Source organism: Bradyrhizobium sp. 164 (genome assembly GCF_023073715.1).
Taxonomy (GTDB): domain Bacteria; phylum Pseudomonadota; class Alphaproteobacteria; order Rhizobiales; family Xanthobacteraceae; genus Bradyrhizobium.
Window position 1 is genome coordinate 205,241 of record NZ_JADPKA010000001.1, and the last position, 22,827, is coordinate 228,067.

Genomic DNA, 22,827 nt, shown 5'->3' on the forward strand with positions numbered 1-22,827 from the left:
TGAGGAATGTAGCGATGGTATTTGCGATCGAGCGTGAAACGACCGTTGGCGGGTGCGACCTGTTGGATCCTGCCTCGCATCAACAACTTCCGCGCGTGCTGAGCTCTGCTACGGTCCGCGGCAGAAACGCGCCAGAAGGCGAGATCACTCGCCCTCTTACAGATCCGGTTGAGGGGGCGCGGGGTTGGGGATCGGTTGGTGTACCGAATTTCGCGGACGTTGTGATCCACGAGAAGCTTTCCAACATCCAGGTCAAGCTGAAGGACTTTGCTACGGGGAACGACATATCAGCAGTCGCCGCGCTCATCGTTCGGCTCAATGCGGAGTTCCGCAAGGCGGCGAGGTCGGACCGGTCGGCTGCGCTTAACGTCGAGATCGCTGCGCAGGAAGCTGCAGCCAAGGCGCTTCGTAATTCAGGACTATGCCAGTTGTTCGGCGCAATAGCCATTTCTGGCGGCGCGATGTTAGGCGCCGGTGTGAACCTCAAGGGTGCTCGCCAGATCCAGGCGCGCTTCGACGAGCTGTACAAGGCCAAGATCCAGACGCCGCTCCCGAAGTCTAGTGTGGAGACGCCCCCGAACAGCCCTTCATGTCGAACGCAGCGCTTAGACAAACCGGAAGGCGGGCCGGAGCTCTACGACACGCCTCATGGCAAAGCGCAATCTACCCGAGCTCCGGAGCGCGAGGCGCGGCCCTCGGAAGACAACATCGAGATGACACGTCTGGATGGGGGCACATCATCGAGCAGAGGCAATACACCTGGCGACCCACTTAGGCTGGACGCGCCCGATAGCACGACGGACCCTCTTGAGTTTACGCGCGCTGTCAAGGCACAGACAGCAGCTCAGCAGGCGGCGATGAGATGGAATGGCATGGGCACAATCGCAACAGAAGCCTTTAAGCTTCCGGGAGCCGGCCTGAACATGGGCGCGACGCACTACCAGGAGGAGAAGGCGAAGCTAGAGGCGGACGGCACCAAGGCGCGGGCGCAGATGGAGGACGAGAGTGAATTCATGGCAAGCTATGAGACGGTGATTCAAGACTTTCTGGGCAAGCTTGCTGAAATTCGTCGTGCCGATACCGAGGCGAGAAGCAAAATCGTCTATATGGCTTGAGTGCAATGCACGTTCGACGACAAACGTCTGAGCTTTGAGAATGGCGTAAGATGATCAATGCAATGTCTGGATACCAGCCGTATGCGTCGGCCAACAGCGTAGGAAATGTTCTCCCGGGTGGCCTCCCTTTGTGCTCGATCATGATGCTGGTTCTGATGGAACGGCATGACATCTACCTGAATCAAGTCCGATCCGAATACGACGATATGCAAGCGCGAAACAATTTGCTGAAGGATATGAATAAGGCATTGGCGGCCCTGCGGGCCAATCGCCCGACCGATGAAAAGACGGCTAAGGACTACGGCACCTTCGTCGATTCGCAGGGCAAGACCCAGGATGTGTTTGAATGGATGCGCCAAAAAGGCATTCCCATCGAGGCAACTGAGGACCAGCAGAAAAGGAGTTTAACTTGGGGCGTAAACCCTAATAGCGATAGGTTCGAACTTATGTTCGACGACGCGCAAAATGGCGGCAAGAGAGGTGTGCAGTCTCAATTCGATGCTGCCATCCAGAATCTTAAGGCATCGATTGACGGTGCCAACAGCGAAGGACAGATGGCGTTGATTTACCTGCAGGGGCTGCTGGATAAGCTCAATCAGGTTGCTGAACTGATGTCCAACCTTCTTTCGAAAGATCAAAAGATCAAGGAGATGATTATTGGCAACTCTCGTTGAGAGACCGCACCAACAAGTAGTGCAAGACGGGGTCGTCATCCCTGTTCTGCCCAACTGTCCTCACAGTCGCAATGAGCGCGGGCGCGGCGCTGGATGGAAAGTTGGATGGATGCGCATTCTTTCGCGGGAACGCTACTTCCTCAATGTCTAACAGGATTTTGCTAACCCTCCTTTGTCTGCTACTCACCCAATGTGCCGGCTCCGACCCGATTGCTGAACGCGGTGTTCTGCTGTCTTCGCCAAGCGTCCGCTGGCATGCGTCGGAGCCCTCCCTCTCGGCGGGGAAACCGCAAGCACGTAGCTTTGAACTGCTGGCACAGCCGCCGACTCGGCCGGTCACCGCCTCGGTGGAGCGGCGGCTGCCGGTCACCTCCGATAGCACTCGCGTGAGCCTCGACTACGCAAATGCCGATATTCGGCAAGTTGTGATTGACGTCGTGGGCGAGATTATGAGCATGCCCGTCATCATCGATCCGGGCGTTGGGGGAAAAATGACACTTCGGACCTCGGGCAAAATCCCGGTGAGTGATGTGCCGCGATTGCTCGACCAAGCGCTAGCACCGTACGGCTACGGACTGGCCGTGGTTGACCGCGGAGTTCGGGTGGGGCGCTTGGTCGACCTCGCCGGCGGAGTACGAAGCGATGTTCAAGTGATTCCCGTTCGCTATGTCGATCCAGCCGACGTCATCAAGATGATCCGACCAAACGTCGAGGAGAGCGTGCGTCTGACACCCGCGCCGGGAGAACAAGGTATTGCCATCAGTGGGCCGCCCGGCTCGGTGAGTTCCGTGCGCGAACTCATCGGTTTACTTGACACCGATGCTATGGCTCACAAATCCTTTGCGCTATATACGCTGGCTCAGGCGAGTCCGGCCGCGGTAGAGCGAGAACTCAGTTTCTTGTTCAACCAGAATGACCAGGGCAGAGTGCGCGTTCGGCTTGCGCCACTCGAGCGGCTGAACGGCATTCTTGTGGTAGCGGACGACCCTGCGGTACTTCAGCAAGTTCGTCGGGTTATCGCCAAGCTGGATAAGACGTCGGCGGCGGCGGCAAACGTTCACGTGCGTCCACTTCGGTACCGAAGGGCTACGGAAGTGGCGCAGGTACTAGCACAAATCTTTGGCGCTCAGCCGCCCAGTGCCATATCTCGCGCGCAGCCCGCGGGAGCGTTTGGAAAGTTGTCAATCGGAAGCGCATCCGATCGATCGAGTTTGCCCCTAAACGTTCCCGGCCTGTCGGACGAAAGATCAGATGCGGCCGCGTCAACAACGCAAGCAAAGGACGATGCGATGGTCTCCGCAGTCAGTCTTGGCCTGTCGGCGCCGGTCCGGATCCAGGCGGATCCCAGCCAAAATGCACTCGTGATCTTAGCAACGCCGAACGACGACAAAATCATCGAAACCGCAGTTCATCGGCTTGACGTCAAGCCGCGGCAGGTCCTGATCCAGGTCATTGTTGCGGAGGTGCGGTTGAGCGATCATTTGCGATACGGTGTCGACTATCTTCTCTCCTCTCTGGATTTGGGTGCCGTTGCACAAGGTGGTTTGTCCTATGTGTTCCCAAATAGGGATGTCAACGTTGTGCTACGCGCGCTAAGTGGCCTCGGGGACGTCAAGGTCGTATCGGCGCCACGTATTCTCACAGTTGACAACCAAACCGCGACAATTGAAGTGGGCGATCAGGTTCCGGTCCTCACGCGATCCTCACAATCCACGCTAAGCCAGAGTTCATCAATCGTGAGCGACGTCGAACTGCGCGACACGGGGGTCATTTTGGCTGTAACACCTCGCATCGGCGCCGGGGGTAGCGTGACGCTCGACACCTTTCAGGAGGTCAGTACGGCGAACAAGAACACACTGACCAACGTCCAATCCCCGGTCATTTCGGTACGTCGCCTCCAAAGCACCGTATCGACACGAAACGGTGATACGATCGCGATCGGCGGTTTGATGCAGGATAGCACCAACCGGATGGATTCTGGGGCTCCCGTGCTGAAGGACATTCCGTTGTTGGGGCCTCTATTCGGCAGCACGGAGCACGCCAAGGACCGAACCGAGCTCTTGGTGTTACTGAATCCTCGGGTGGTTGAGAGTGGCGCCGATGCGCGGGCTTTGACTGAGGAACTGCGGGAGAAGTTCGAATCGCTAGCCCCCGATCTCGGCCGCCACCTGACGCCCCAACGTGGGCGTCGTTCTCACGCCACGGCTTTGGGGGCTTCGGCGCGGTAGGCGCAGGACAGAAACTGTACGATGTCGCGGTTGGGATGTCCGTTGGTGACGTTAATCAGGACGTCAGAGTTACGCAAGCGGATCGACATCGTTAAGCTTGCAGGTCTCGACCAGGGACGCGACGACAGTCCAGTGTTCGGTCCCACCGTCGGATCCGGCAAGCGGCGCGTTTTTGTGGGGGATGTCCCGATCGGTGTTGAACTACGTCAGGCCGACGTTGCCGGAATGAATGTTACGCGGCCCTCGTCACGTGGGCAACTGGCTTGATTGTCTGCGATCGTGGTGAGCTTGAAGGGCCGCACGCAGAGCCGACAATTGCTTATGCGCCTTCAACGTTAGAAGCGCTTGTTGGCCTCGATCATGCCTGCCGCGACCCATCGCAAGGCCACGCGGGCATCCCGCCAGCTTTTGACGTTGCGCGTGGCGCGGCGAATGGTGCCCATCATGTTCTCGGCGATGTTGGTGCAGGCGAGCGATCGACGAAGTTCCTTCGGCAGCTTCAACCGGACTACAGTCAGGATTTCGTCGAGGCCTTCGAGGATGCTGGCCGCTACGCCGGGCCATTGCTGGTCGAGTCGACGCGCGAGATTGCGGATCAATTTTTTCAGCCTTGTCGGCGTCATCGAGCTCCCAAGCCTGGCGTAGCACCCGACGGCTGGCCGCATGGTGCTCTTTCGGCAGGCGTTCCATGATGTTGCGCGCCTTGTGGATCTGGCAGCGCTGGATCGCAGCGGCCGAACCAAAGGTGCGGCGGATCGCCTTCGACAACGCTTTCGCGCCGTCGACGATGAACAGTCTTGGGACCGTTGGGTCGAGCCCGCGCGAGACCAGGTTGTCCAGCAGGGCCTGAACCGTTGCGGCGTTCTCGGTCGCCCCTTCCACCAGCGCCAGCGGATGCTTGTTGCCTTCGCCGTCAACCCCGATCGCGGCGACCAGCACGAGATCGTCGCCAAGATGCAGCCCGTCGATTTGGACCACGAGAAGGTCGAGCGCGGACAGATCGGTAGCCATGAAGTCCGCCAGCCGCGCCGCCGACAGCGCCACAAACCTCCGCGAGGCCGCCGACTTCGAAACCCCCGATCCGGGCGGTGCCGGCACGTCACCCTCGGGCAGCCGGACAGCGCGGCCGAACCGGCGCGTCGACACATTGATCAGCATCAGGTTCATTGCCCAGCGACCGAGCCAATCCTCCTGCGCAGCCGTCCCAGCTCGGGATCGTGACCTCGCGGCCGTCCACGCCCCGGACCCGCGGGCGCTCGACCTCGATCTTGCCGCCGTGGAAGCCGATCCGCCCCCACGTTCGGCCCCAACGGTGCGCCCGCCGCGCCGCGTCGCGACCGTGGCGCGGCCCACAGGCAGCCGTGACATCCGCCTCCATCATTGTGCCGAGCGCCTCGATCCCTGCCGCAAGGCAGAACCGATCGAAGCTCGCCCGCACTTCTGCATACGCTTCGTCCACAGCCCCGGTCGCCGGCGAACCAGCCGGTGTGATATCTCTCGTCATGGCGTTGCTCTCCTTTGTGGAATCAGCACCCCGAGCCTACCGGCTCAAGGTGGGCAACGCCGACCTCTTCAGAAATTCAACAGAACCCGGGACATCCCCTCCAAAACGGCTCGTCATTATAGATACTAGGCAAGAGTTCCAAGGAGAACCAATATCCTGGTTTGCTGCAGATAATTACAATTGGGGTAACGTGGAAAAGCCTGCTGACATTATTCCCGCGAAGGAGACAAAGAAGCTCGCAAAACTACCGACTAAATTTCCTTCTGGTCTGACCATAGAATCCGGGAGTGTCGTAAAGGGAAAGGCTTCTTCGGCGCCTCCAAAGGCTCTCGACTTCGGTAAAGTGAAAATAGAAACGGAAGAGGATTAGTTAAAAGAAAGGGTGCGGCGTATCTGCGCATTCCGACACCAGATCATGCGCGCCCCACCGATGCTGAAATAGAATGAACTTGTATCGGAGTTGCGAAACGTCGCTCATACGGGTGATGTTCATTTGCATGTTCATTGCCGGGGCGGCATGGGGCGTACAACGCTGCTGATGACCCTGGCAGACATGTTGCACAATTCCGACAAAGTGCAATGTGCACAGATCATAGAACGCCAGGTAAGAAGCGGATGCCATTTCCTGGACGGAATGGCTCGCTTTAAAAGCACATCATGAGCATCAGATGTTCGATACATCCAGTTCCGGTATGCCGCCGACCGCGGCTCCCGGCAATAGGATGCCGTGAAATGGACCCCGCGTGGCGGGACCGCTTGAACCGGCTTCTTAGTTGGAAGCTGACCGCTCTATGTTGAAACCCATTCGCGTTGGGAAAGCTAGGTCGCGTTGACGGCTCTAATCCAGAGCATCGCAGCGGCGATGTGTTCGCCGTCAGAGGCTTGTGAGACAAATTGAACGGTTTTGCGGAGGGGTCGGATTTCTGGTTCATCGTAGCCGCCAAGAGCGAAGATGAAGCAGAAATCCGGACCGCGCAAAGCGCCGGCAGAACAAGTGGTAAAGGACATTCGGCGCCAGACACGCGGGCAGTATTCAGCTGAAGAGAAGACCCGGTTGGAAGGGCTGCGGGGCGAGGAGAATATTCCCGAGCTGTGCCGGCGCGAGGGCATTGCCGCCTCAAGGTACTATGGCTGGTCCAAGGAGTTCCTCGAAGGCGGTGAGCGTCGTCTGGCGGAGCGTCTGGATGTGGTGCCGGCGAAGTTCCGTGTGATCGTCACGCGTCGTCCGAAGTACGCCTTCAGGAACGCGGACGGCGTCGTCAGGCGCCGGCGCCGGCCCATATCATTGAAGGAGGCATTCCGACGGAAGCGCGCCTTTCGACTCCGTACGGATCGGACACTTCGCTTCGATTAAGCTCAGCCACCAAAAAGATGGACCACGCCTCATCCGGGATCGCGGATACTCCGGACGAGCGGTCGCACTGCAAGCCATCGTGAACTGATCATAGCCATCCGGTATCCGCTTCGCTTGCAAGCATCATTGCTTTCCACGCACACGAGACGCCGGGACACTAACCGGCCCATCTGTCAAACGGCGCGACTGTTTCCAGTCAAGCCTCTGAATCGAAAATCGAGTCCATCTTAGTCGGCCAGCACTCCAAACATAACATGGCCTGCGTCTCACCAGACAAGCACGCCGCGAAGACCCTTGCCAGTCACGGGACGTCATGCCGATCAGCCGAATGTGTGAGTGACCTCCGAAAATAGCACAGGTCTCTGCTCATTCAAATCGGCCATCGGACGCTGAGCATGTTGTTCCTGAAAGGCATACCGTCATCAGCTGACCCCATATCGAAATTGTATTGGCTTCTGGTCGACCGTGAGTAGATGGAGAGGTGGATGCTACTCCGTTGAGCGGCTGCCTGCTCTTCTCCTAGGAAGTAGGTTCCGACAAATACGATCCTGGAGACGTTGGCCCAGTGAAAACTACTGTTGTGGTTCGGTAAGTCGCCGTGATGGTGAATGAAGTTTCCTGCCGAGCGCGTCAACGCGGCTGCGCCAGGTAACCCATTCCCATAGCGGCCAAACTCAGCGGAGGGAGTTGGATGCAACTAGCGAAAAGGGCTGCGATGTCGTGCATCACGCCACGTGACCGTTCAATTGCGGTGGCGGCCCCGGTGCCGACGTGCGTGCGTACCGGGGATATCGCTTGGTTCTCGCAAATGATCGAAGAGACGAACTTAGACGCTTGCGAGGGATCCGATCGCGCACCCAATTGCAAGGATTTCGACAATGATCCGCATGATCTGGCCGAAAGCGAAAGCGCCACGTCTTCTCCCTTGATTGCCGGTTCAATCATCGGTGCCATGCCGAGCCCTATACAGCGCCGGCTAGCGCCCGAAAAGCTGTCACGATCGGTTGAACTCGCCGAGTTGACCAGGAGGATCACCGAGCGCACTTTGGTCAGCCGCGACTATGCCGGCAATACTGGGGTGCAGATCATGCTGAACCGCGAATTGTTCGGCAATGCGCGTGTAATCGTCAGTTTCCAGCATGATACCCTGAGGGTTTGCATCGAATCCGAGCGGCTTTGGCCTATCCTGCAGGTACATGGCTATCCATTTGCGCGCGATTTGTCCGATCAGCTTGAAATGCGCATCCTGCTGGTCGTCGTCGCCTGCAGCTCAATATTGGACGAACAAGGCAGTAACCGGCGATCTCGCGCATTTGAGACGCTATTCTACTATAAAGTTGAGAAGGGCGCGTGATCGATCTAGCCTGCTATGGCCCACGTGAGGCTGCCGCCGTTTCGCGTCTTGCTACACGTCTGCCAGTCCCCTTCAACATCGCTGGCATCGACGTGGAAGCTGTCATGCCAGGCTCGACACCTCCGCGGCTTCCAGCGGATTACTGCCGGGCTTTGATGCGCCCACGCGGCCACAGGATTCGAGTCGCAATTGACTCGACGCTCCTTCCGGCGGTGGCTGTGCAACATTGGCCGGAAATTACCGCATTGCCTCCAGGTGACGGCCTGCGAGAAATCCTGTTCGACATTATCTTCCGAGATCTCGCGATCCAGGTGGAACAATGGTGTGGGCATCGGCCGATCTGGTCTTCGGCCGAAAGCACTGAAGGGTTTCCGTACGCATTTGAGATTCTTCGCTTGGAGCGTCCAAACGACATCCTCGGGCTGGTCGAATTCGATGGCAGCGGACTGCAATGGATCGCCGACTGCTGCTCTGGGCTTCCGGTCGTATGCGCCGCGCTCGATGATCTGTCCCTTTCTCTCGTTCTGCTGGTCGAGCGCCTCAGCCTTATCTTGACGGATCTGCATCAACTCGCGTCAGGTGACGTCATCCTGCTGGATACCACCCCGGTGGGCAATGACGGCATCATAACTGTTCTCCTATGCCTCTCTGGCGATCCTTGCTTTCGCGCCTCCATCTGCAATGGCCGCCTTACCGTCCTTTCAGCTGTGGACTGTATGATGGATAGACCGGATCCGCTCGCACCGGAAACCTTCGACAGCATTGACCTACCCGTTGATGTGGATGCTGGACGCCTGACCATGTCGCTTAGGCAGCTTCGCGAATTGGCTATCGGGCAGGTGCTGGATCTTGGTTTTGATGCCACTACCAATATCAGCTTGCGCGTCAATGGCCAGGTCGTCGCAACCGGTGAACTGGTGCGCATCGCCGAACGAACAGGTGTGCGCGTGCTGGACTTGCGATTAGCACGAGCAGAACGATGATGGAGCTGCCTGATCCCACGACGCTGATCTTCCTAATCGCAGCCATTGCGATCGCCCCCTTCGTTGCGATTACCGTCACCTCTTACGTGAAGCTCGTGGTCGTCTTTGGGCTCATTCGCAATGCCCTCGGCGTTCAGAACATTCCGCCGAACATGGCGCTGAATGCGATCGCCATCCTGCTCTCGGCCTACATCATGCAGCCAGTGGCCAAAGGTGCGTATGAAGCAGTGCGCGACAAGCCAATCGCATCCCAAGATCTCCGCGAACTAGGGACAACGATTACGCTAGCTGCTGAGCCCCTTCGCAATTTTCTCCTGAAGAACACGTCGCAACGGGAACGGCAATTCTTCGTCAATGCGACTCGGGGATTGTGGAGCAAGGAGGACGCCGCCGCCATAACGGGCAGCGAATTCATAATCTTGATTCCGACTTTCATCACATCCGAACTGGAGGACGCGTTCAAGATCGGCTTCTTATTGTTTCTGCCCTTTATCGTCATCGATCTCGTCGTTTCGAACATCCTTCTGGCAATGGGCATGATGATGGTTTCGCCAATGACCATATCCTTGCCATTCAAGCTGTTCCTGTTCGTTGCCGTGAACGGGTGGCAGCGCCTAATTCATGGCCTCATCTTTTCCTACACGGGAGCAGCACCATGAATACCGCCACACTCACCAACATCGCCATTGGCGCGCTCAAGCTGACACTTGTCCTGTCGATGCCCACAGTCCTCGTCGCTACGGGCGTCGGACTGATCGTTAGTGTTGTGCAAGCTCTGACCCAAGTTCAGGAGCAGACACTCTCCTTCGCGGCGAAGCTGATATGCGTGAGCCTGATACTGGTCGCGACCGCGAATTGGTTCGGCGAACTAAACCGGTATACGGTGAACATCTTCGACCAGATCGCCGGGATCTAGGCTAAGGCTCCAGGGACTTGCTCGATTGCCTCCCACCGCGCGGCACGCAACAGGAGCAATCGCGCCAGCTGGCTGTCCATGGCTCGACCAATCCATGCCATGTCGCCACTTGATCTGGCTCATCTGCATACTTTCCTTGTTGTTCTTGCGCTTGCGATGGCGCGCGTGACAGGGATCATGCTGGTCATGCCCTTTCTGGGACGCGGCATGGTGACAGCGCTAGCGCGCAACGGCGTGATCATGGCATTGGCGCTCCCGATAATGGTGTTTGCTTGGACAACGAGGCCTGCGGATCTCGACATCACACGTCTAACACCGATCCTGGGCCTGGGGCTCAAGGAACTCTTGCTCGGGTGCCTCCTGGGCATGCCAGTTGCCGCTACTATGTGGGGTGTGGAAACCGCGGGCACGTTCATTGACCACCAGAGGGGGGCCACGATGACAAGCCTCTTGAGCCCGGGAAACCTCAATCTGGACTCGCCGCTTGGGACCTTCCTAGCTCAGCTTTACGCTACTTGGCTGTTCGTCAGCGGCGGCTTTTCCAAACTATTAGAAGCGCTCTATCGCTCCCATGACATCTGGCCGCTGTGGAGCTTTCATCCTGCATTTGGTCCGGCCTTCGTCACCGGTATGTTAGATCTTGCAGACCTCGTGATGCTGCTGACATTGCTTCTCGCCGGTCCAGCCATCGTTGCGATGTTTCTCAGCGAGTTGGGCTTGGCTCTGGTCAGCCGGTTCGCGCCGCAACTGGAGGTCTTCTTTCTCGCCATGCCGGTCAAGAGCGCAGTCGCCCTTCTGCTGCTGATTCTATCGCTCACGATTGCTTTGGCCAATGCCGACAAGCATATGCCGTCGCCTTTCGCGATCGTCAATCGCATCGCTAGGTGATTGTCGTGACCGGCAGAAAGACCGAAAAGCCGACCCCCAAGAGGCTGCGGGACTTGCGCAAGAAGGGACAGGTTCCGCACAGTAAGGAAGTCGTGTCGGCGGCCGTGACCCTTGGGTTCTTCGCGCTGTTCTTCGCCTCTTTGCCTGGCCTAGTAGACCGACTTAAGGCAACGATCCTGTTGCCCGTACCGTTTATTGAAGAGGACTTCCTAATTGTCAGCCGACAGCTACTCGAGTTTTATTTCGGTGAAGTACAAAGTATGGTCGCACCTTTCCTCGGCATCGTCCTGGTCCTTGGCGTGGGCGCTAACCTGCTGCAGAACGGGGCGATTTTCTCCCCCGAGGCTGTCACACCGTCGCTGAAAAAGCTGAGCCCCGGTGAGAACGTCAGAAGGATAGTCTCGCTGCAGAATCTCGTCGATCTGGGTAAGGCGATCGTGAAGGTGCTGATACTCGGCCTCGTCATAATGCTTGTGCTGCGCCAAGGTGTGCATGCGCTTGTGTGGACGCCGAGCTGTGGCATATCGTGCCTAAGTGCCGTGACGGGTAACCTGCTGCTCGGGATTGCTGGTTATGTGGGGGCGAGCTATCTTGTGGTGGCAATTGCGGATTTTGCGTTCCAGCGATGGCAGTTCACGAACAAGAATTTGATGTCGCTGGACGAAGTGAAACGAGAAGCTAAGGAAAATGAGGGCGACCCTCTGATCAAAGACCGACGCAGGCGCCTCCATTCGCAATTGTTAGCCAAGGACGCGATTGAGCAGTCGCGTAGAGCGACCGTGTTGATCACCAATCCCACACATATTGCAGTGGCGATCTACTACGATCGGCAGCGCACCCCCCTGCCCATGATCGATGCCATAGGTACCGATCGCTTGGCGCAGCAAATGATTGATGCCGCGGCCGCTGCGGGGGTGCCGGTGATGCCAAACATTCCGCTAGCGCGCGCGCTCCTGAAGGACGGCCTGGTGGATGAGTATATTCCATCGCACCTGATTGTACCTCTCGCGACGGTTCTGCGGGCGCTCGAAAAACTGGCGGCTGAGACCGGTTATCGGTCCTGACTTCAGCTTGATGGTTGCTCGCAGTTTTCAACAGCCCGAAACATGCCGCCGGTGCGACGGATCTGCGGTTCTTGTAGCAGCCATAGGCAAGAGATATTGCTTCATAACGAACATCTATTTGTTCTGGAGATTGCGAGCCTCTATCTTCACGTACGTGGGAAAGGAATGGGCGCCGCCCAATGCGACGGTCCCATCGGCCTCGACGTCTTGCTGCCAAGATGCACGTCGACGCGAGTGGGCTCTCTTGGAGAGCCCCTCGACTCATACATATCAACTTAAGCCGGAATAGTTGATGCTCTTCGCGGTCACTTGAACATTTATTGGCCATAGCAGCGTAGCTATGACAGTGACGGTAGCGAGATGCTTGCGGAAGCCTAGCGTTGCGGGTTGTCACGCGACGAAACTACTTCAGTTTGCCTAGACAGCACTCGACGAGGTGACGCTGCGCGGAGAGATGTTTGTCGACTGGGTGCTTCAGCGACCGAAAGGCGATCGTTAGGAAGAACGGCTCGCGCGCCTTTGTCGGCGGCAGCCCGGATGATGATCGTCGTGCAGCAATACGAGGACTCATCCAGTTTGTCGCTTTGCAGGAGGTGGATCATGAAGGGTATTGACGAACGCGGCAAGGCGCCGATCGTGGCATATGACACTGACGAAGTTGACAGCGCGGACGATTCTCCCACTCGGCCAGCGATTGACCTCGAAGGAGCCGGCCCATCCCATTCTGCCGTGGAGCAGACACGTTCTGACCCTCACGGATCAAATGCTGGTGCACTGCCTGTTGAGGGACGCGGCCCTCATCTGACGCTGGACGTACTCGGTGTGATTGCCGAGCAGCTCAGCCCGATCGATCTGTTGATGACGTCGCGGGCAGGTCGCCAACTGCGTGATGCCGCCCAGCTATCTCCGGAGCTTCACGAAACGCGCCAGAGAGCTATCCGGGTTCAATCCGTCTGGGACAGGGTGACGACGCCTCGCCCAGGCATCGCGGATCGCTTTGGTGCGCTGATAAATTCCGGTGCGATCCGAACGCTCGCGCCCAACGTCAATTGCCTGACCAGGGGGCAGCAGGAGCACCTCGTTGCACTCGCCGAAGGGCTTAACGACCCCGAGCAGCGCGTCTCCGTCATAGAGGACCTCGGGGCACGCTAGGAAGAGCTTGCGCCCACGCTCCAAGGGCGCCTCGTTGCCCTCGCCGAGCAGCTTAACGCTCCCGAGCATCGCGTCTCGGCCTTGTTGGGCCTCGGAGCGCGCGCAGGACAGCTTACGCGCGCACAGCAGGAGCGCCTTGTTGCCCTCGCCAAGGGGCTTGACGGCCCCGAGCATCGCGTTTCCGCCATCGAGGGCCTCGTGGAACACATCGGAGACTTTGCGTCCACGCTGCAAGAGCGCCTCGTTGTCCTCGCCGAGGGACTTCCGGAGCATCGCGTCTCGGCCGTGTGGAGCCTCGGATCAGGCGTGGCAAGGCTTTCGCCCGCCCTCCATGAGCGCCTCGTCGTCCTCACCGAGGGGCTTGACGACCCCGAGCATCGCGCCCAAGCCCTGGCGAGCCTCACGGGCGTCGGAGAGCTGACGCGGCGCCATCACGCCGTGGAACTTCCCCAATTCGATGATCACCCGCAAAGTATGGCCGGCGCGCCCGCCGCAGGCTGCACGGCGGTGCTGAAGCCAACCAGCATGACGCCGCTCTCGGCGCTTGCGCCCGCGTCCCTCGCTGAGAAGGCCGGCGTGCCCAAAGGTGTCTTCAACGTCATCACCGGAGATCCGCGACCGATCGGCGAAGTTTTGTGCGAGCACGCGGGCGTCCGCTTTGTCGGCTTCGGCGGCTCGAGCGAGGTCGGCAAGATCCTCTACCGTCGGCCTGAAGAAGCTCGGTCTCGGCGTGGGCGGTAAGGCGCCTTACGTGGTGTTCCACGACCCGATATCGATGCCGCCATCGAAGGCGCCATCGTCTCCAAATACCGCAACATGGGCTAGACCTGCGTCTGCGCCAACCGCCTCTACGCACAGGCAGGCATCTATAAGGATTCGTGCGGAAGCTCTCAAGGTCGCGGCGATAAAGATCCGCGAGGCTGCGGTTCGTGCCAGCACACTGTCCATGAGCGGCGCGATCGCGACGGTTGTGCTCAGTTTCATAATTCGCTCTTGACAGCCGCAGCTCTGGTTTTGGCGGGCGCCGTATGGACGTGGACGCTATTCGACATTGGCGTGCAGCTCTACGCCCCGCGCTGGTTGCGGGCCAATCCGTTGCGCTTGGTAGGCTGCGTTCTCTGGGGGCCTCGCAGTTGGCAGTTTGGGCTGAGGGCGCCTCACCGATGCCATCGCTTTCGACATCACGCTGCTCGTCTCTGCCGGACTGATGCTGCTCTTGCCGCTGCTTGGGCGCTGGCTGCGCATGCCGACCATCACCGAGCGCGGGATGACGCCGACATTCTTGCGATCCTAAGGTGCGGCTCACGCTGACCACCGGAACGGCCCACTGGTAATTGAGCTCGACTATCGCGTGGCCTCAGAAAATGAGCGAGCGTTCCACAACCTCATGCAGGACGTGCAGCTCTACCGGCAACGCAACGGCGCCTATGGTTGGTCAATTGCGCGTGATATCGCCGCCCCCGAGCTGTGGACCGAGTGCTAGACTGGCCGACATGACTCGATATTTGCGCCAACGCAACCAGTCGGAGCGCGCATTAGGCGAGAATGCCATGGCTTTTCATATCGGGCCTGAGCCCCTGCGTATCCGTCGTATGCTGGAGCGTCCGCTTGGGTCGGTACGCTGGAAAAATAATGTGTTCGACCGCGCCGCGAGTGAGCTCTAGCTGCTGGTTGAGCGCGCGGCGCAGGCACTAGCTGTCATCCGTTCCATCGCACCCGCATTCAAAGACCTCGGGCACGTTGACGCCCTTGCGCTTGGTTAAGCCTTCGCGGTCAATCAAGTTGGGTAGAGGACTTCCATCTCCGAGCTGTCGCTCATACTCGGCACACAAAAAGGGCCACTCTGATGAGCGGCCCAAGTCTGCGACGAAACGTCCCGTAGGGGACCTCTAGGATCAGGCCGCGGCCTGTTCGATCGGCGAGAAGGGAAGGCCAAGGCTCTCGGCGACAGCCTTATAGGTTAGCCGGCCCCGATAGACATTTAGGCCTGCGCGCAGATGCGGATTTTCGAGCACAGCTGCAAATCCTTTACTGGCGAGAGCCAAACCAAAAGGCAGCGTAGCGTTGTTGAGTGCCTGGCTTGAGGTGAGCGGCACAGCTCCCGGCATGTTTGCGACACAATAGTGGATAACGCCATCCACCTCATAGGTTGGATCGGCATGTGTCGTGGCCCGCGATGTCTCGAAACATCCGCCCTGATCGATCGCTACGTCCACGATCACGGAGCCTTTGCGCATCGAACTCAACATACCGCGGCTGACCAGTTTCGGCGCGCTCGCGCCAGGAACGAGGACGGCACCAATGACAACATCCGCCGCAAATACCTCTTCTTCAACGGCCTCAATCGTCGAGAATCTGGTACGTACTCGCCCTTCGAACAGCTCATCCAGTTCGCGAAGCCTGGGAATCGAACGGTCGAGGATCGTGACCTCAGCACCCAAGCCTGCCGCCATCCGTGCAGCGTGAGTGCCGACGACGCCCCCGCCGATCACCACAATGCGAGCGGGTGGCACGCCCGGTACCCCGCCGATCAGCAGTCCCCGCCCGCCCGCGTACCGCTTCAGCGCCGCACCCGCGGCTTCAATCGCAAGTCTTCCCGCAACCTCGCTCATAGGGGCAAGCAGTGGAAGGCCACCGTGCGCGTCGGTCACAGTTTCATAGGCAATTGCGGTGCAGCCAGACTTCATGAGGCCCTTCGCCTGGTCCGGATCCGGAGCCAAATGCAGATAAGTGAAGAGGATCTGGTTTTCTCGAAGCTGCGTCCATTCGGAGGGCTGTGGCTCTTTGACTTTCACGATCATTTCGCTCGACGCGAATACCTCGCGAGCAGAGGTCGCAATCGTCGCGCCAGCCTTGCGGTAGTTATCATCTGTCGCGCCAATCCCGGCGCCGGCGTTGCTCTCGACCAATACGCTGTGGCCAGCTGCAACGTATTCGCGGACGGCCCCAGGCGTCAGGCCGACGCGGTATTCGTGCGTCTTAATTTCCTTGAGAATACCGACCTTCATTTGCAATCTCCTTGGTGAGCAGTTCGTTGTAATCGGAAGAGCGGTACAAACCTGCGAGGCGAGAAGCCAAATAGCGCAGTAATCCGGCGATCTGCCCCGCCTGCTTGCAGGATTTCGAACAGACGACCGAAGACCGCCGAGTTGGCAGGGATGCTACCACAGGGCGGCAAGACCTGATGCGGCCCCGGCGCCAAACCGGGCATTCGTGATCAGGATTGATCTACGCCGGACTGGATCGACTTCTTCGTTGTTTGCCTCATTCGCAACGATGCTCGATACGCTAAGACGAGTGGCGCTTGCGAGGGTGACCCGCGGGTTCATCAAAGATGGATCGGATTTTTCAAAGGTTTGCGGAACGATTGACCGAAAGCACGCATCAAGACGCAGCTCAGCAGAGCATGGCTGAGGTCGCCGCTGCGCTCAAGCTGTCGTGCTTCGCATATCTAGCTCTTCCCATGAGCCGGGCAGTGCTCCCAACGTGATCTCGACATATCCCCTCCTGGACCGCCATCTATCTGCAGCGTGGCTACGAATCCGTCGATCCGGGGTGCGTCGGGCAATGCGCCAGCCTAATCCGTTCCGATGGGGGCTTGGATTTGAGGCGCGAAATCGGTCGGAGTCCGAACGCGCTTTGTTCGAAGAAGCCGAAAAATTTGGGATTTGCTGCAGGTTTACATTCTATCCACGATGACAAGGGCGCAATCGCCGCGCTGAGCTTTGCAAGTGACGAGCGTCGAACTGGTTTCGAGCGCGCGCTTGTCGAGCACGCCCAGAGCCTGCGATTAATCGCAACGTTTTTACATGAGCATGCAAAACGCTTCTGGACGATCGATCGCATGATCGGCGGCGTGGTGCTGTCTCCTCGCGAGTACCAGTGTCTCGAATGGTCCGCGCGCGGTAATTCGGCTGGGGAGATCGGGATCATTCTCGGCATCGCAGAGCCAACCGCGGGATTTCACCTGGACAACGCCCGTGCAAAGCTGGTGTCAGCTCGCTTCGTCAAGCGATCGTGCGGTTGACCGAATCAAAATCTCGAAAATGAAACACCGGCCTTCCATAAACACCTGTGGAACTGCACAGGATGCGCTTGCCTAGGCCTTCTGCTTAGTTGCCGAAACGAAGCAGGGAGGCAAAAATGATGCAGCTCATCACGAAGTCGACAAGTTTGACGTCCTTGAGCGGTGGATCCTCGGGAGCCGGACGAATTCAAGGTTGCGTCCGGCTTTTGCCTTCGACCGGTCCAACCATGCTGGGGGACATCTTCCCGATCCTGCTGGACGGCCAGCCGGCGCCACGAAGCGATCGGATCTGGGGGAGCAGCCGATTCGCGCTCGATGTTCCCGCGGATGCGCCGAAGGCGAGCGGCGGACTTGCTGCTGCCAGTTACGAGCTGTTTGCGGGTATGATTGAATTCGGCCTTTCCATTGAATTGATCGAAATCGTCGTCGTGACCGACGCCCGCATGGAGCGCTTTCTTCGCCGGGCCGGATGGCCCCTTGGCAGGGTGGGAAAACTCGGGGAATTCGTCCACGATCTCGCCGAGATGCACCGGCTGCGCTAGCGCGTTTTCGAGCAACGCCTGGATTGGACCGTCGAGGTCAGCGGCAGCACCTATGTCGGACTCGAGCACGAGGCTTATTCCTGTCTTCATGCTGATCAGCCTTTTGATGATGCCGTGACTGACGAGCAACATCAGGAATTCCTGCAGGGCCGGGTCTCATTGCCGGCGTGCCGATAGGCAGAAAACTCGAAACGACTCGCACCCGCGCCATTGCGCAGCTTTCGGTAGACAAGGTCCGCCAAATTCGCCTCTCCGAGCGCTATTCCTCGCCTTCGATCGGTCGCTGACGCGCGCGGCGCGCTTTCCGGAAGCTCCTGTCGGCCGCCATGAACCGGGCCAGCATGGGCGCGATAAGCTTGGCCGGATCTCCGATCGGCTGAGCGGTCTCCTGTGCAAGGATCTGGGCATATGCCACGAGATCCCTGTGCACGCTCGCGGGCAGTTCATGCGTAATCTTGATCGGCTTGTCGTCTTCGATTGCTCCGATCTTAAGCTTTGTCATCGTCCTCAGCCTCTATACGGTTCGAGCATCAGGTCACGGTTGACGATCACCCGTACCCGAAATCCCGGACGGATCGTCAAAGTCGGCTGTATGTTGAGATTGCGGCGGACAACCTGCTGGCCTGTTTGATTGATCGAATCCCCAGCTCCACGGCGGAGGGCGGCAATGAGATCGTTGTTGGTATTGCCGTTATCCGCCCCGGAATTCACCTCCGTGCCGACGGAAAGCAGCGTCGAAAGAGCGGCCGCCCCCAACAGTTCCTTCCAATGATTGTCGACCTCGTCCTCAAGACCAGAGAAGCCTGCCGCATCTGCACCGGGCTGCCGTTCCAGAACAATCGACCTCCCATTCGGCATGATAAGGCGCGTCCAGACCAGGAGCACGCGCGACTGCCCAAATGCGACCTGGCTATCGTAGCTCCCGATCAGCTTTGCTCCCTGGGGGATAAGGCGAGCTCGCCCGGTAGGAGAATCGTACACCGACTCTGTGACTTGCGCCGTGATCTGGCCAGGCAGGTCGGAGCGGATTCCTGTGATGAGAGCGGCCGGAATGACCGTTCCGGCCTGAACGACAAAAGGCGAAGCCGGCCTCACAAGGCGATCGGAGCTTGTCGTCCGACGATCGACCGTTGCACTGACGAAGGCAAGCTTTCGGTCTTGGCCATTCTGAGCAAATGCTTCGTCGGATGATGGCACGCCGCTCGAACGGGCTTCGCTCGATGAAGTGGCGGGGGCTTGTGGCCGGACATTGGTGCTGGCAAATACCTTGCTGGTCCGTGCCGCCTCGCTCTCCTGATTGACACGCTGCTGTTCGGCATCAATACCGAGCGAGCTGGATGTCGAAGATCCCTGTGCTGCGACGATCGGCCGACCGAGATCACCGGGCAAAGGCGGCCCCAGGCGCGGCACGTCCTTCGGGATCTCGGTGTAATCCTTCGGTAAGGTCGCGAGCTGATCGGCGACGTTATGGTGGTCAGTCGCGTAAAGCTCCTCGGGTGCTGAAGTACCTGACCGTTTCTCGTGCAGCGCCCAGAGCACCGCGCCAGTGATCAGCGCGAGCACAAGGGCGCTGCCGCCGATAAGGACTTTCCGCGAGAGGCGCGCAACTTTTGGCCGATCCGGCCGGAGCCGCAGGGTTTCGGCAATCTCTTCCGGTGGCTTGCCCCGAGGCGCTTCCTTAGGTGTATCGATCGCCTGGTCCGTATCGTTCAAAGCGACCTCCCGTCGGTTCGCACGATCCTGACCTTCTGCTGGTGCTCCTCCCCCAGCCTCAGTTCCGCGGCCGCGAACAGCCGGTCAACAATCAGCACATTTCCGTAAGCGCGGTAGTTGACGATCTCGGTTTTGCCGTCGGGCCCGATCAAGAAGAGCGGCGGCATCTCGCCCTGACTGACGCCGGGGGAGAATTCAATGTAGGTTTTTCGGCCGTCATCATAAGCGTTGACGGGACGCCAAGGCGGGCTGTCGCCCTCGATGGCGTAGCGGTAGCGGCGCGCCGGCAGGTCCGGAATAAAGGGTGCCGGCGGTAAAGCTTGAGCTCGCCCGCCAGGATCCGGCGGATAGAACCAGGCGACCGAGGGCATATAGGGCTTTTCGTTGGCGCGAAGCTCGATCAGGTAAGTCCGGCGATCAGTATTGACGACGAGGTTGGTCTCGATCGAGGGACGGGTTGGCTTGACCATGATGTGAACGCGGCGGGCGACGCCGCTGCCACTCTCGGTGTCGCCGACCACCCAGCGGACGGTATCGCCTGCGGCGAGCGGTCCTGAGCCGATCAGCTGCTCACCGGACTCGAGCGCAATGTCCGTAATTTGCCCCGGCGCGGCATAGATCTGGTAGAGCGCGCCCGGACTATAGGAAAACACTTGCACCGCATTGTAGTAGCCGGCTTTGCGAGGCTGCACGCGTGCAGCGTCATTTGCGATTTCGATGCGCTCGACAGGCTCCTCGGCCTCCGCGCTCTTGCCGCCTCGTGCAGCCTTCCAGGTCGGTGGCACATGTAGCGGTCGCGGGCGATCATCGGCAAGCGCCGGCAAGTCCGGTGCCGGCGGGAGCTCGTTGTCGTAGCTGATTTGCGGCGGCCTGAAGGTCGTGCAGCCGCCGAGCGTCGAGACACAGACCAGAAGAGCCAGAGGCAAGCACGGCCGCGCTTTTCGTGACACAAAAACAAGACCTGACGGCATGTTAGCCGAGCTCCTTTGACCAGTTGATAGCGTTGACGTAGATGCCAAGGGGATTTTTGCGTAGGCGATCCAGATCGCGAGGCATTTCCACGACGATGGTAAGGATGGCAGTCCACCGTTCCGTTGCGGCAAGTTGGCCGTTATCGTAGCGGCGCTCGATCCAGGCGAGGCGAAAGCTCTCAGGCGAGGCTCGGATGACGCTCGAGACCTCGATCGCGATTTGAGACTTTCCGAGCTTAGCGAAGGGGTCGTTGTTGCGGGCATAGTCGTTGAGCGCGGCGGCGCCGCGATCGGTCGTGAAGTCGTAGGCACGCAGCCAGTTCTCGCGGAGGACAATCGCGTCCATCGGCAAGCCGCGGACGTGCTCGATGAAGCGCGCCAGGTGAAACGCTATTTGAGGGTCCGTCGGCTGGTAGGCAGCATTTGCAGGGGCAAGTGCTTTCGCTTCACCCAATTGATCGACCTCAACCACCCAGGGCGTGATCGTGCCATGGGCTGATTGCCAGACCAGAGCTCCAGCAAAGCCCGCGGAGAGGAACAGGCAGCCGAATGCCATGAGCCGCCAGTTCTTGGCCTGGACTCGTGCTGCACCAATGCGGTCATCCCAGACTTGAGCTGCGCGTTGATAGGGCGTGACCGGCTCCGGCGTGCGGCCGTAGTGAACGGCCGATCGTTTGAACATTTGTCTGACCTCAAGGCATGGTTGGAAATGGATTTTGGAGAGACAGCGAACTCAGCGATTGTCTTGTGAGAGGTCCACCGATGCGCCGCTCCCGCCGTGATCGCCTGACCGAACCGCGTGCGTGGCCGCTGATGCTCCCTGTTGGATGGTCTGCGCACGCTTCATACGCCGAACCCAGGCTGGCGGGCTGTCGGGGGCGGCCGAGGAGCCCCCCTCCTCCTGACCGACATGACCAGTCGCTCGCCCAAGGCCGGCTGCGAGCGAACGCAAGGGACTTGCCGCGCCTGGCGCGCTCGCCTCGACGCCGGAGCTTCCCGCCCGCAACATGTTCGTCGCGCCACTTGCAATCGCGCTTCCACCGCGCAGCGAGCCCGCAATCGCGCCGGCGGCAAGACCTGCAGCGCCGGCGGCAGCGCCAGCTCCTGCCGCGATCACCCCACCGGCAGCGAGGCCCGTGCCGACGGCGGTGCCTGCGCCAAGCTGCGGACCTCCGGAGACGATGCCATTGGCGATACCGGGGCCGAAGATGCCAAGGCCCAAGAGGGCGAGCGCGCCCAGGACAAGTGCCATCGCATTCTCGATGGTCGGCTGGTTGCCGCCAAAGCCGCTCGTGAACTGCGAGAACAAGGTCGACCCGATGCCCACGATGACGGCAAGGACCAGAACCTTGACCCCCGATGAGATGACATTGCCCAGCACCCGTTCAGCCGCAAAAGCGGTCTTGCCGAACAGGCCGAAGGGGATCAGGACGAACCCGGCAAGTGTCGTCAGCTTGAATTCGATGAGGGTCACGAACAGCTGGATCGCCAGGATAAAGAACGCGAGCAGCACCACGGTCCAAGCAAACAGCAGGACCACGATTTGCACGAAATTCTCAAAGAAGCTGACATAGCCCATCAGCCCAGAGATGGAGTCCAGGATTGGCCGGCCTGCATCAAGGCCTACCTGCGCAATGCGGCCCGGCCTTAGGAAATCTGCTGACGAAAGGCTTGTCCCTGAGGCTTTCAGACCTAACCCCGCAAAACTTTCGAAGACGATCCGGGCGAGGTTATTCCAATTGCCAATCAGGTAAGCAAAGACGCCGACAAACAAGGTTTTCTTGACCAGCCGGGCGATGATGTCCTCGTCCGTTCCGAATGACCAGAACAGGCCAGCCAGGGTGATGTCGATTGCAGCCAGCGTTGTGGCGACATATCCGACTTCGCCCCCGACCAGACCGAATCCGGAATCGATGTAGCGGGTGAAAGCTTCCAGAAACTGGTCGATGACGCCCGTGCCGCCCATGGCTCACTCCCTTTGGCTCGGAATGGAGGGAAAGCCGGACGGGAGGCGACCTTCGTCTTTACGCGGGACTGGAGAGGGGAATGGCGCCGCGCCGGTCCGGCTATGCGAACCATCAATTGACCTGCTTCCGCCTAAGAACTGATTGCGCTGCTCGGCCCAGATCTTCTGGCATTCAGGCAGAGCGTCTTTCTGCTCGTAGGTGACGGTACGGCATTGCTCGAGCTTTGCTGCGGTCAAATCCGGTTTTGAGGCTAGAGAGACGGAAGACTGGGTCGCGCTCTCGTCGGTGCGCAGGCGAATGGCGCAGGCGGCAACCAACAGGACAGCAAGACCAGCTGCTGCCGCGACAGGTAGTCGTTCAAATCGTATTTTCATG

22 protein-coding genes and 5 pseudogenes are annotated in these 22,827 nt (G+C 59.3%); 17 read left to right on the forward strand and 10 right to left on the reverse strand.

Annotated elements, in window-relative coordinates; genetic code table 11:
• Positions 1–14: 14 nt before the first annotated feature.
• From IVB01_RS00910 to IVB01_RS00920, 3 genes are all read left to right on the forward strand, one after another.
• The gene (locus IVB01_RS00910; protein ID WP_247494193.1) at positions 15–1,115 is read left to right on the forward strand and encodes a hypothetical protein; all 1,101 of its coding nucleotides are present in this window, start codon (positions 15–17) and stop codon (positions 1,113–1,115) included.
• A 140-nt stretch (positions 1,116–1,255) separates the two neighbouring features.
• The gene (locus tag IVB01_RS00915; protein WP_247494194.1) at positions 1,256–1,789 is read left to right on the forward strand and encodes a hypothetical protein; all 534 of its coding nucleotides are present in this window, start codon (positions 1,256–1,258) and stop codon (positions 1,787–1,789) included.
• A 143-nt stretch (positions 1,790–1,932) separates the two neighbouring features.
• Positions 1,933–4,017: a secretin N-terminal domain-containing protein gene (locus IVB01_RS00920; RefSeq protein WP_247494195.1), complete on the forward strand. Its 2,085-nt coding sequence runs from the start codon at positions 1,933–1,935 to the stop codon at positions 4,015–4,017.
• Here IVB01_RS00920 and IVB01_RS00925 read toward each other — a convergent pair.
• Both IVB01_RS00925 and IVB01_RS00930 read right to left on the reverse strand, forming a co-directional pair.
• Positions 3,984–4,191 (reverse strand): annotated as a pseudogene (locus IVB01_RS00925) (transposase domain-containing protein); the annotation flags it as partial. The gene IVB01_RS00920 and the pseudogene IVB01_RS00925 overlap by 34 nt on opposite strands.
• Before the next feature lie 58 nt (positions 4,192–4,249).
• A pseudogene (locus IVB01_RS00930) lies at positions 4,250–5,521 on the reverse strand (IS256 family transposase).
• On the opposite strand from IVB01_RS00930, the gene IVB01_RS00935 reads away from it, so the two are divergent.
• The 8 genes and pseudogenes from IVB01_RS00935 to IVB01_RS00970 all read left to right on the forward strand — a co-directional run bounded on the left by IVB01_RS00935 (position 5,520) and on the right by IVB01_RS00970 (position 12,080).
• Positions 5,520–5,891 carry a hypothetical protein gene (locus IVB01_RS00935; protein WP_247494196.1) on the forward strand — a complete coding sequence of 124 codons (372 nt, stop codon included), beginning with the start codon at positions 5,520–5,522 and terminating at the stop codon, positions 5,889–5,891. The pseudogene IVB01_RS00930 and the gene IVB01_RS00935 sit on opposite strands and share 2 nt — an antisense overlap.
• Before the next feature lie 582 nt (positions 5,892–6,473).
• Positions 6,474–6,829, forward strand: a pseudogene (locus tag IVB01_RS00940) (IS66 family transposase zinc-finger binding domain-containing protein); the annotation flags it as partial.
• A 737-nt stretch (positions 6,830–7,566) separates the two neighbouring features.
• Positions 7,567–8,229, forward strand: a complete 663-nt coding sequence (locus IVB01_RS00945) for a hypothetical protein (RefSeq protein WP_247494197.1) — start codon at positions 7,567–7,569, stop codon at positions 8,227–8,229.
• Complete coding sequence (locus tag IVB01_RS35605) at positions 8,226–9,212, forward strand: FliM/FliN family flagellar motor switch protein (protein ID WP_247334023.1); 987 nt, start codon at positions 8,226–8,228, stop codon at positions 9,210–9,212. Before IVB01_RS00945 ends, IVB01_RS35605 begins: the two co-directional genes overlap by 4 nt.
• Complete coding sequence (gene sctR, locus IVB01_RS00955; protein WP_247334025.1) at positions 9,209–9,871, forward strand: type III secretion system export apparatus subunit SctR; 663 nt, start codon at positions 9,209–9,211, stop codon at positions 9,869–9,871. The genes IVB01_RS35605 and sctR overlap by 4 nt, the downstream gene beginning before the upstream one ends.
• A complete protein-coding gene (gene sctS, locus IVB01_RS00960; protein ID WP_247305821.1) occupies positions 9,868–10,128 on the forward strand; it encodes a type III secretion system export apparatus subunit SctS in 261 nt (86 codons plus the stop codon). Before sctR ends, sctS begins: the two co-directional genes overlap by 4 nt.
• A gap of 78 nt (positions 10,129–10,206) precedes the next feature.
• Positions 10,207–11,016, forward strand: coding sequence for a type III secretion system export apparatus subunit SctT (gene sctT / locus IVB01_RS00965; protein ID WP_247494198.1), 810 nt, complete (start codon positions 10,207–10,209; stop codon positions 11,014–11,016).
• A 5-nt stretch (positions 11,017–11,021) separates the two neighbouring features.
• The gene (locus IVB01_RS00970; RefSeq protein ID WP_247334027.1) at positions 11,022–12,080 is read left to right on the forward strand and encodes an EscU/YscU/HrcU family type III secretion system export apparatus switch protein; all 1,059 of its coding nucleotides are present in this window, start codon (positions 11,022–11,024) and stop codon (positions 12,078–12,080) included.
• A 270-nt stretch (positions 12,081–12,350) separates the two neighbouring features.
• Here the strand turns inward: IVB01_RS00970 and IVB01_RS00975 are convergent.
• Positions 12,351–12,613, reverse strand: a pseudogene (locus IVB01_RS00975) (hypothetical protein); the annotation flags it as partial.
• A gap of 4 nt (positions 12,614–12,617) precedes the next feature.
• Here IVB01_RS00975 and IVB01_RS00980 point away from each other — a divergent pair.
• From IVB01_RS00980 to IVB01_RS00990, 3 genes and pseudogenes are all read left to right on the forward strand, one after another.
• Positions 12,618–13,232 carry a hypothetical protein gene (locus IVB01_RS00980; protein ID WP_247494214.1) on the forward strand — a complete coding sequence of 205 codons (615 nt, stop codon included), beginning with the start codon at positions 12,618–12,620 and terminating at the stop codon, positions 13,230–13,232.
• A 424-nt stretch (positions 13,233–13,656) separates the two neighbouring features.
• Positions 13,657–14,145, forward strand: a pseudogene (locus IVB01_RS00985) (aldehyde dehydrogenase family protein); the annotation flags it as partial.
• A 438-nt stretch (positions 14,146–14,583) separates the two neighbouring features.
• A complete protein-coding gene (locus IVB01_RS00990) occupies positions 14,584–14,715 on the forward strand; it encodes an MFS transporter (RefSeq protein ID WP_247334029.1) in 132 nt (43 codons plus the stop codon).
• Between the two features lie 412 nt (positions 14,716–15,127).
• Here IVB01_RS00990 and ald read toward each other — a convergent pair whose 3' ends face one another.
• Positions 15,128–16,240: an alanine dehydrogenase gene (ald, locus tag IVB01_RS00995; RefSeq protein WP_247305810.1), complete on the reverse strand. Its 1,113-nt coding sequence runs from the start codon at positions 16,238–16,240 to the stop codon at positions 15,128–15,130.
• 559 nt (positions 16,241–16,799) lie between these two features.
• On the opposite strand from ald, the gene IVB01_RS01000 reads away from it, so the two are divergent.
• The 3 genes from IVB01_RS01000 to IVB01_RS01010 all read left to right on the forward strand — a co-directional run bounded on the left by IVB01_RS01000 (position 16,800) and on the right by IVB01_RS01010 (position 17,801).
• A complete protein-coding gene (locus tag IVB01_RS01000; protein ID WP_247305808.1) occupies positions 16,800–16,931 on the forward strand; it encodes an autoinducer binding domain-containing protein in 132 nt (43 codons plus the stop codon).
• Between the two features lie 145 nt (positions 16,932–17,076).
• Positions 17,077–17,259, forward strand: coding sequence for a helix-turn-helix transcriptional regulator (locus tag IVB01_RS01005; protein WP_247334084.1), 183 nt, complete (start codon positions 17,077–17,079; stop codon positions 17,257–17,259).
• Positions 17,260–17,375: 116 nt separating this feature from the next.
• Positions 17,376–17,801: an acyl-homoserine-lactone synthase gene (locus IVB01_RS01010; RefSeq protein ID WP_346659322.1), complete on the forward strand. Its 426-nt coding sequence runs from the start codon at positions 17,376–17,378 to the stop codon at positions 17,799–17,801.
• Between the two features lie 259 nt (positions 17,802–18,060).
• Here IVB01_RS01010 and IVB01_RS01015 read toward each other — a convergent pair whose 3' ends face one another.
• Genes IVB01_RS01015 through trbK-alt form a run of 6 tightly spaced genes read right to left on the reverse strand, consistent with a single transcriptional unit; the run spans position 18,061 to position 22,826 of the window.
• On the reverse strand, positions 18,061–18,303 hold the full coding sequence (locus IVB01_RS01015; protein ID WP_247334032.1) for a DUF2274 domain-containing protein: 243 nt from the start codon (positions 18,301–18,303) through the stop codon (positions 18,061–18,063).
• Between the two features lie 5 nt (positions 18,304–18,308).
• On the reverse strand, positions 18,309–19,514 hold the full coding sequence (locus IVB01_RS01020) for a TrbI/VirB10 family protein (RefSeq protein WP_247494199.1): 1,206 nt from the start codon (positions 19,512–19,514) through the stop codon (positions 18,309–18,311).
• A complete protein-coding gene (gene trbG, locus IVB01_RS01025) occupies positions 19,511–20,485 on the reverse strand; it encodes a P-type conjugative transfer protein TrbG (protein ID WP_247494200.1) in 975 nt (324 codons plus the stop codon). Before trbG ends, IVB01_RS01020 begins: the two co-directional genes overlap by 4 nt.
• A gap of 1 nt (position 20,486) precedes the next feature.
• Positions 20,487–21,167 carry a conjugal transfer protein TrbF gene (gene trbF / locus IVB01_RS01030; RefSeq protein ID WP_247278012.1) on the reverse strand — a complete coding sequence of 227 codons (681 nt, stop codon included), beginning with the start codon at positions 21,165–21,167 and terminating at the stop codon, positions 20,487–20,489.
• A 51-nt stretch (positions 21,168–21,218) separates the two neighbouring features.
• Complete coding sequence (gene trbL / locus IVB01_RS01035) at positions 21,219–22,451, reverse strand: P-type conjugative transfer protein TrbL (protein ID WP_247305796.1); 1,233 nt, start codon at positions 22,449–22,451, stop codon at positions 21,219–21,221.
• Positions 22,452–22,454: 3 nt separating this feature from the next.
• Positions 22,455–22,826: a putative entry exclusion protein TrbK-alt gene (gene trbK-alt / locus IVB01_RS01040; RefSeq protein ID WP_247494201.1), complete on the reverse strand. Its 372-nt coding sequence runs from the start codon at positions 22,824–22,826 to the stop codon at positions 22,455–22,457.
• Between the last annotated feature and the right edge of the window lies 1 nt (position 22,827).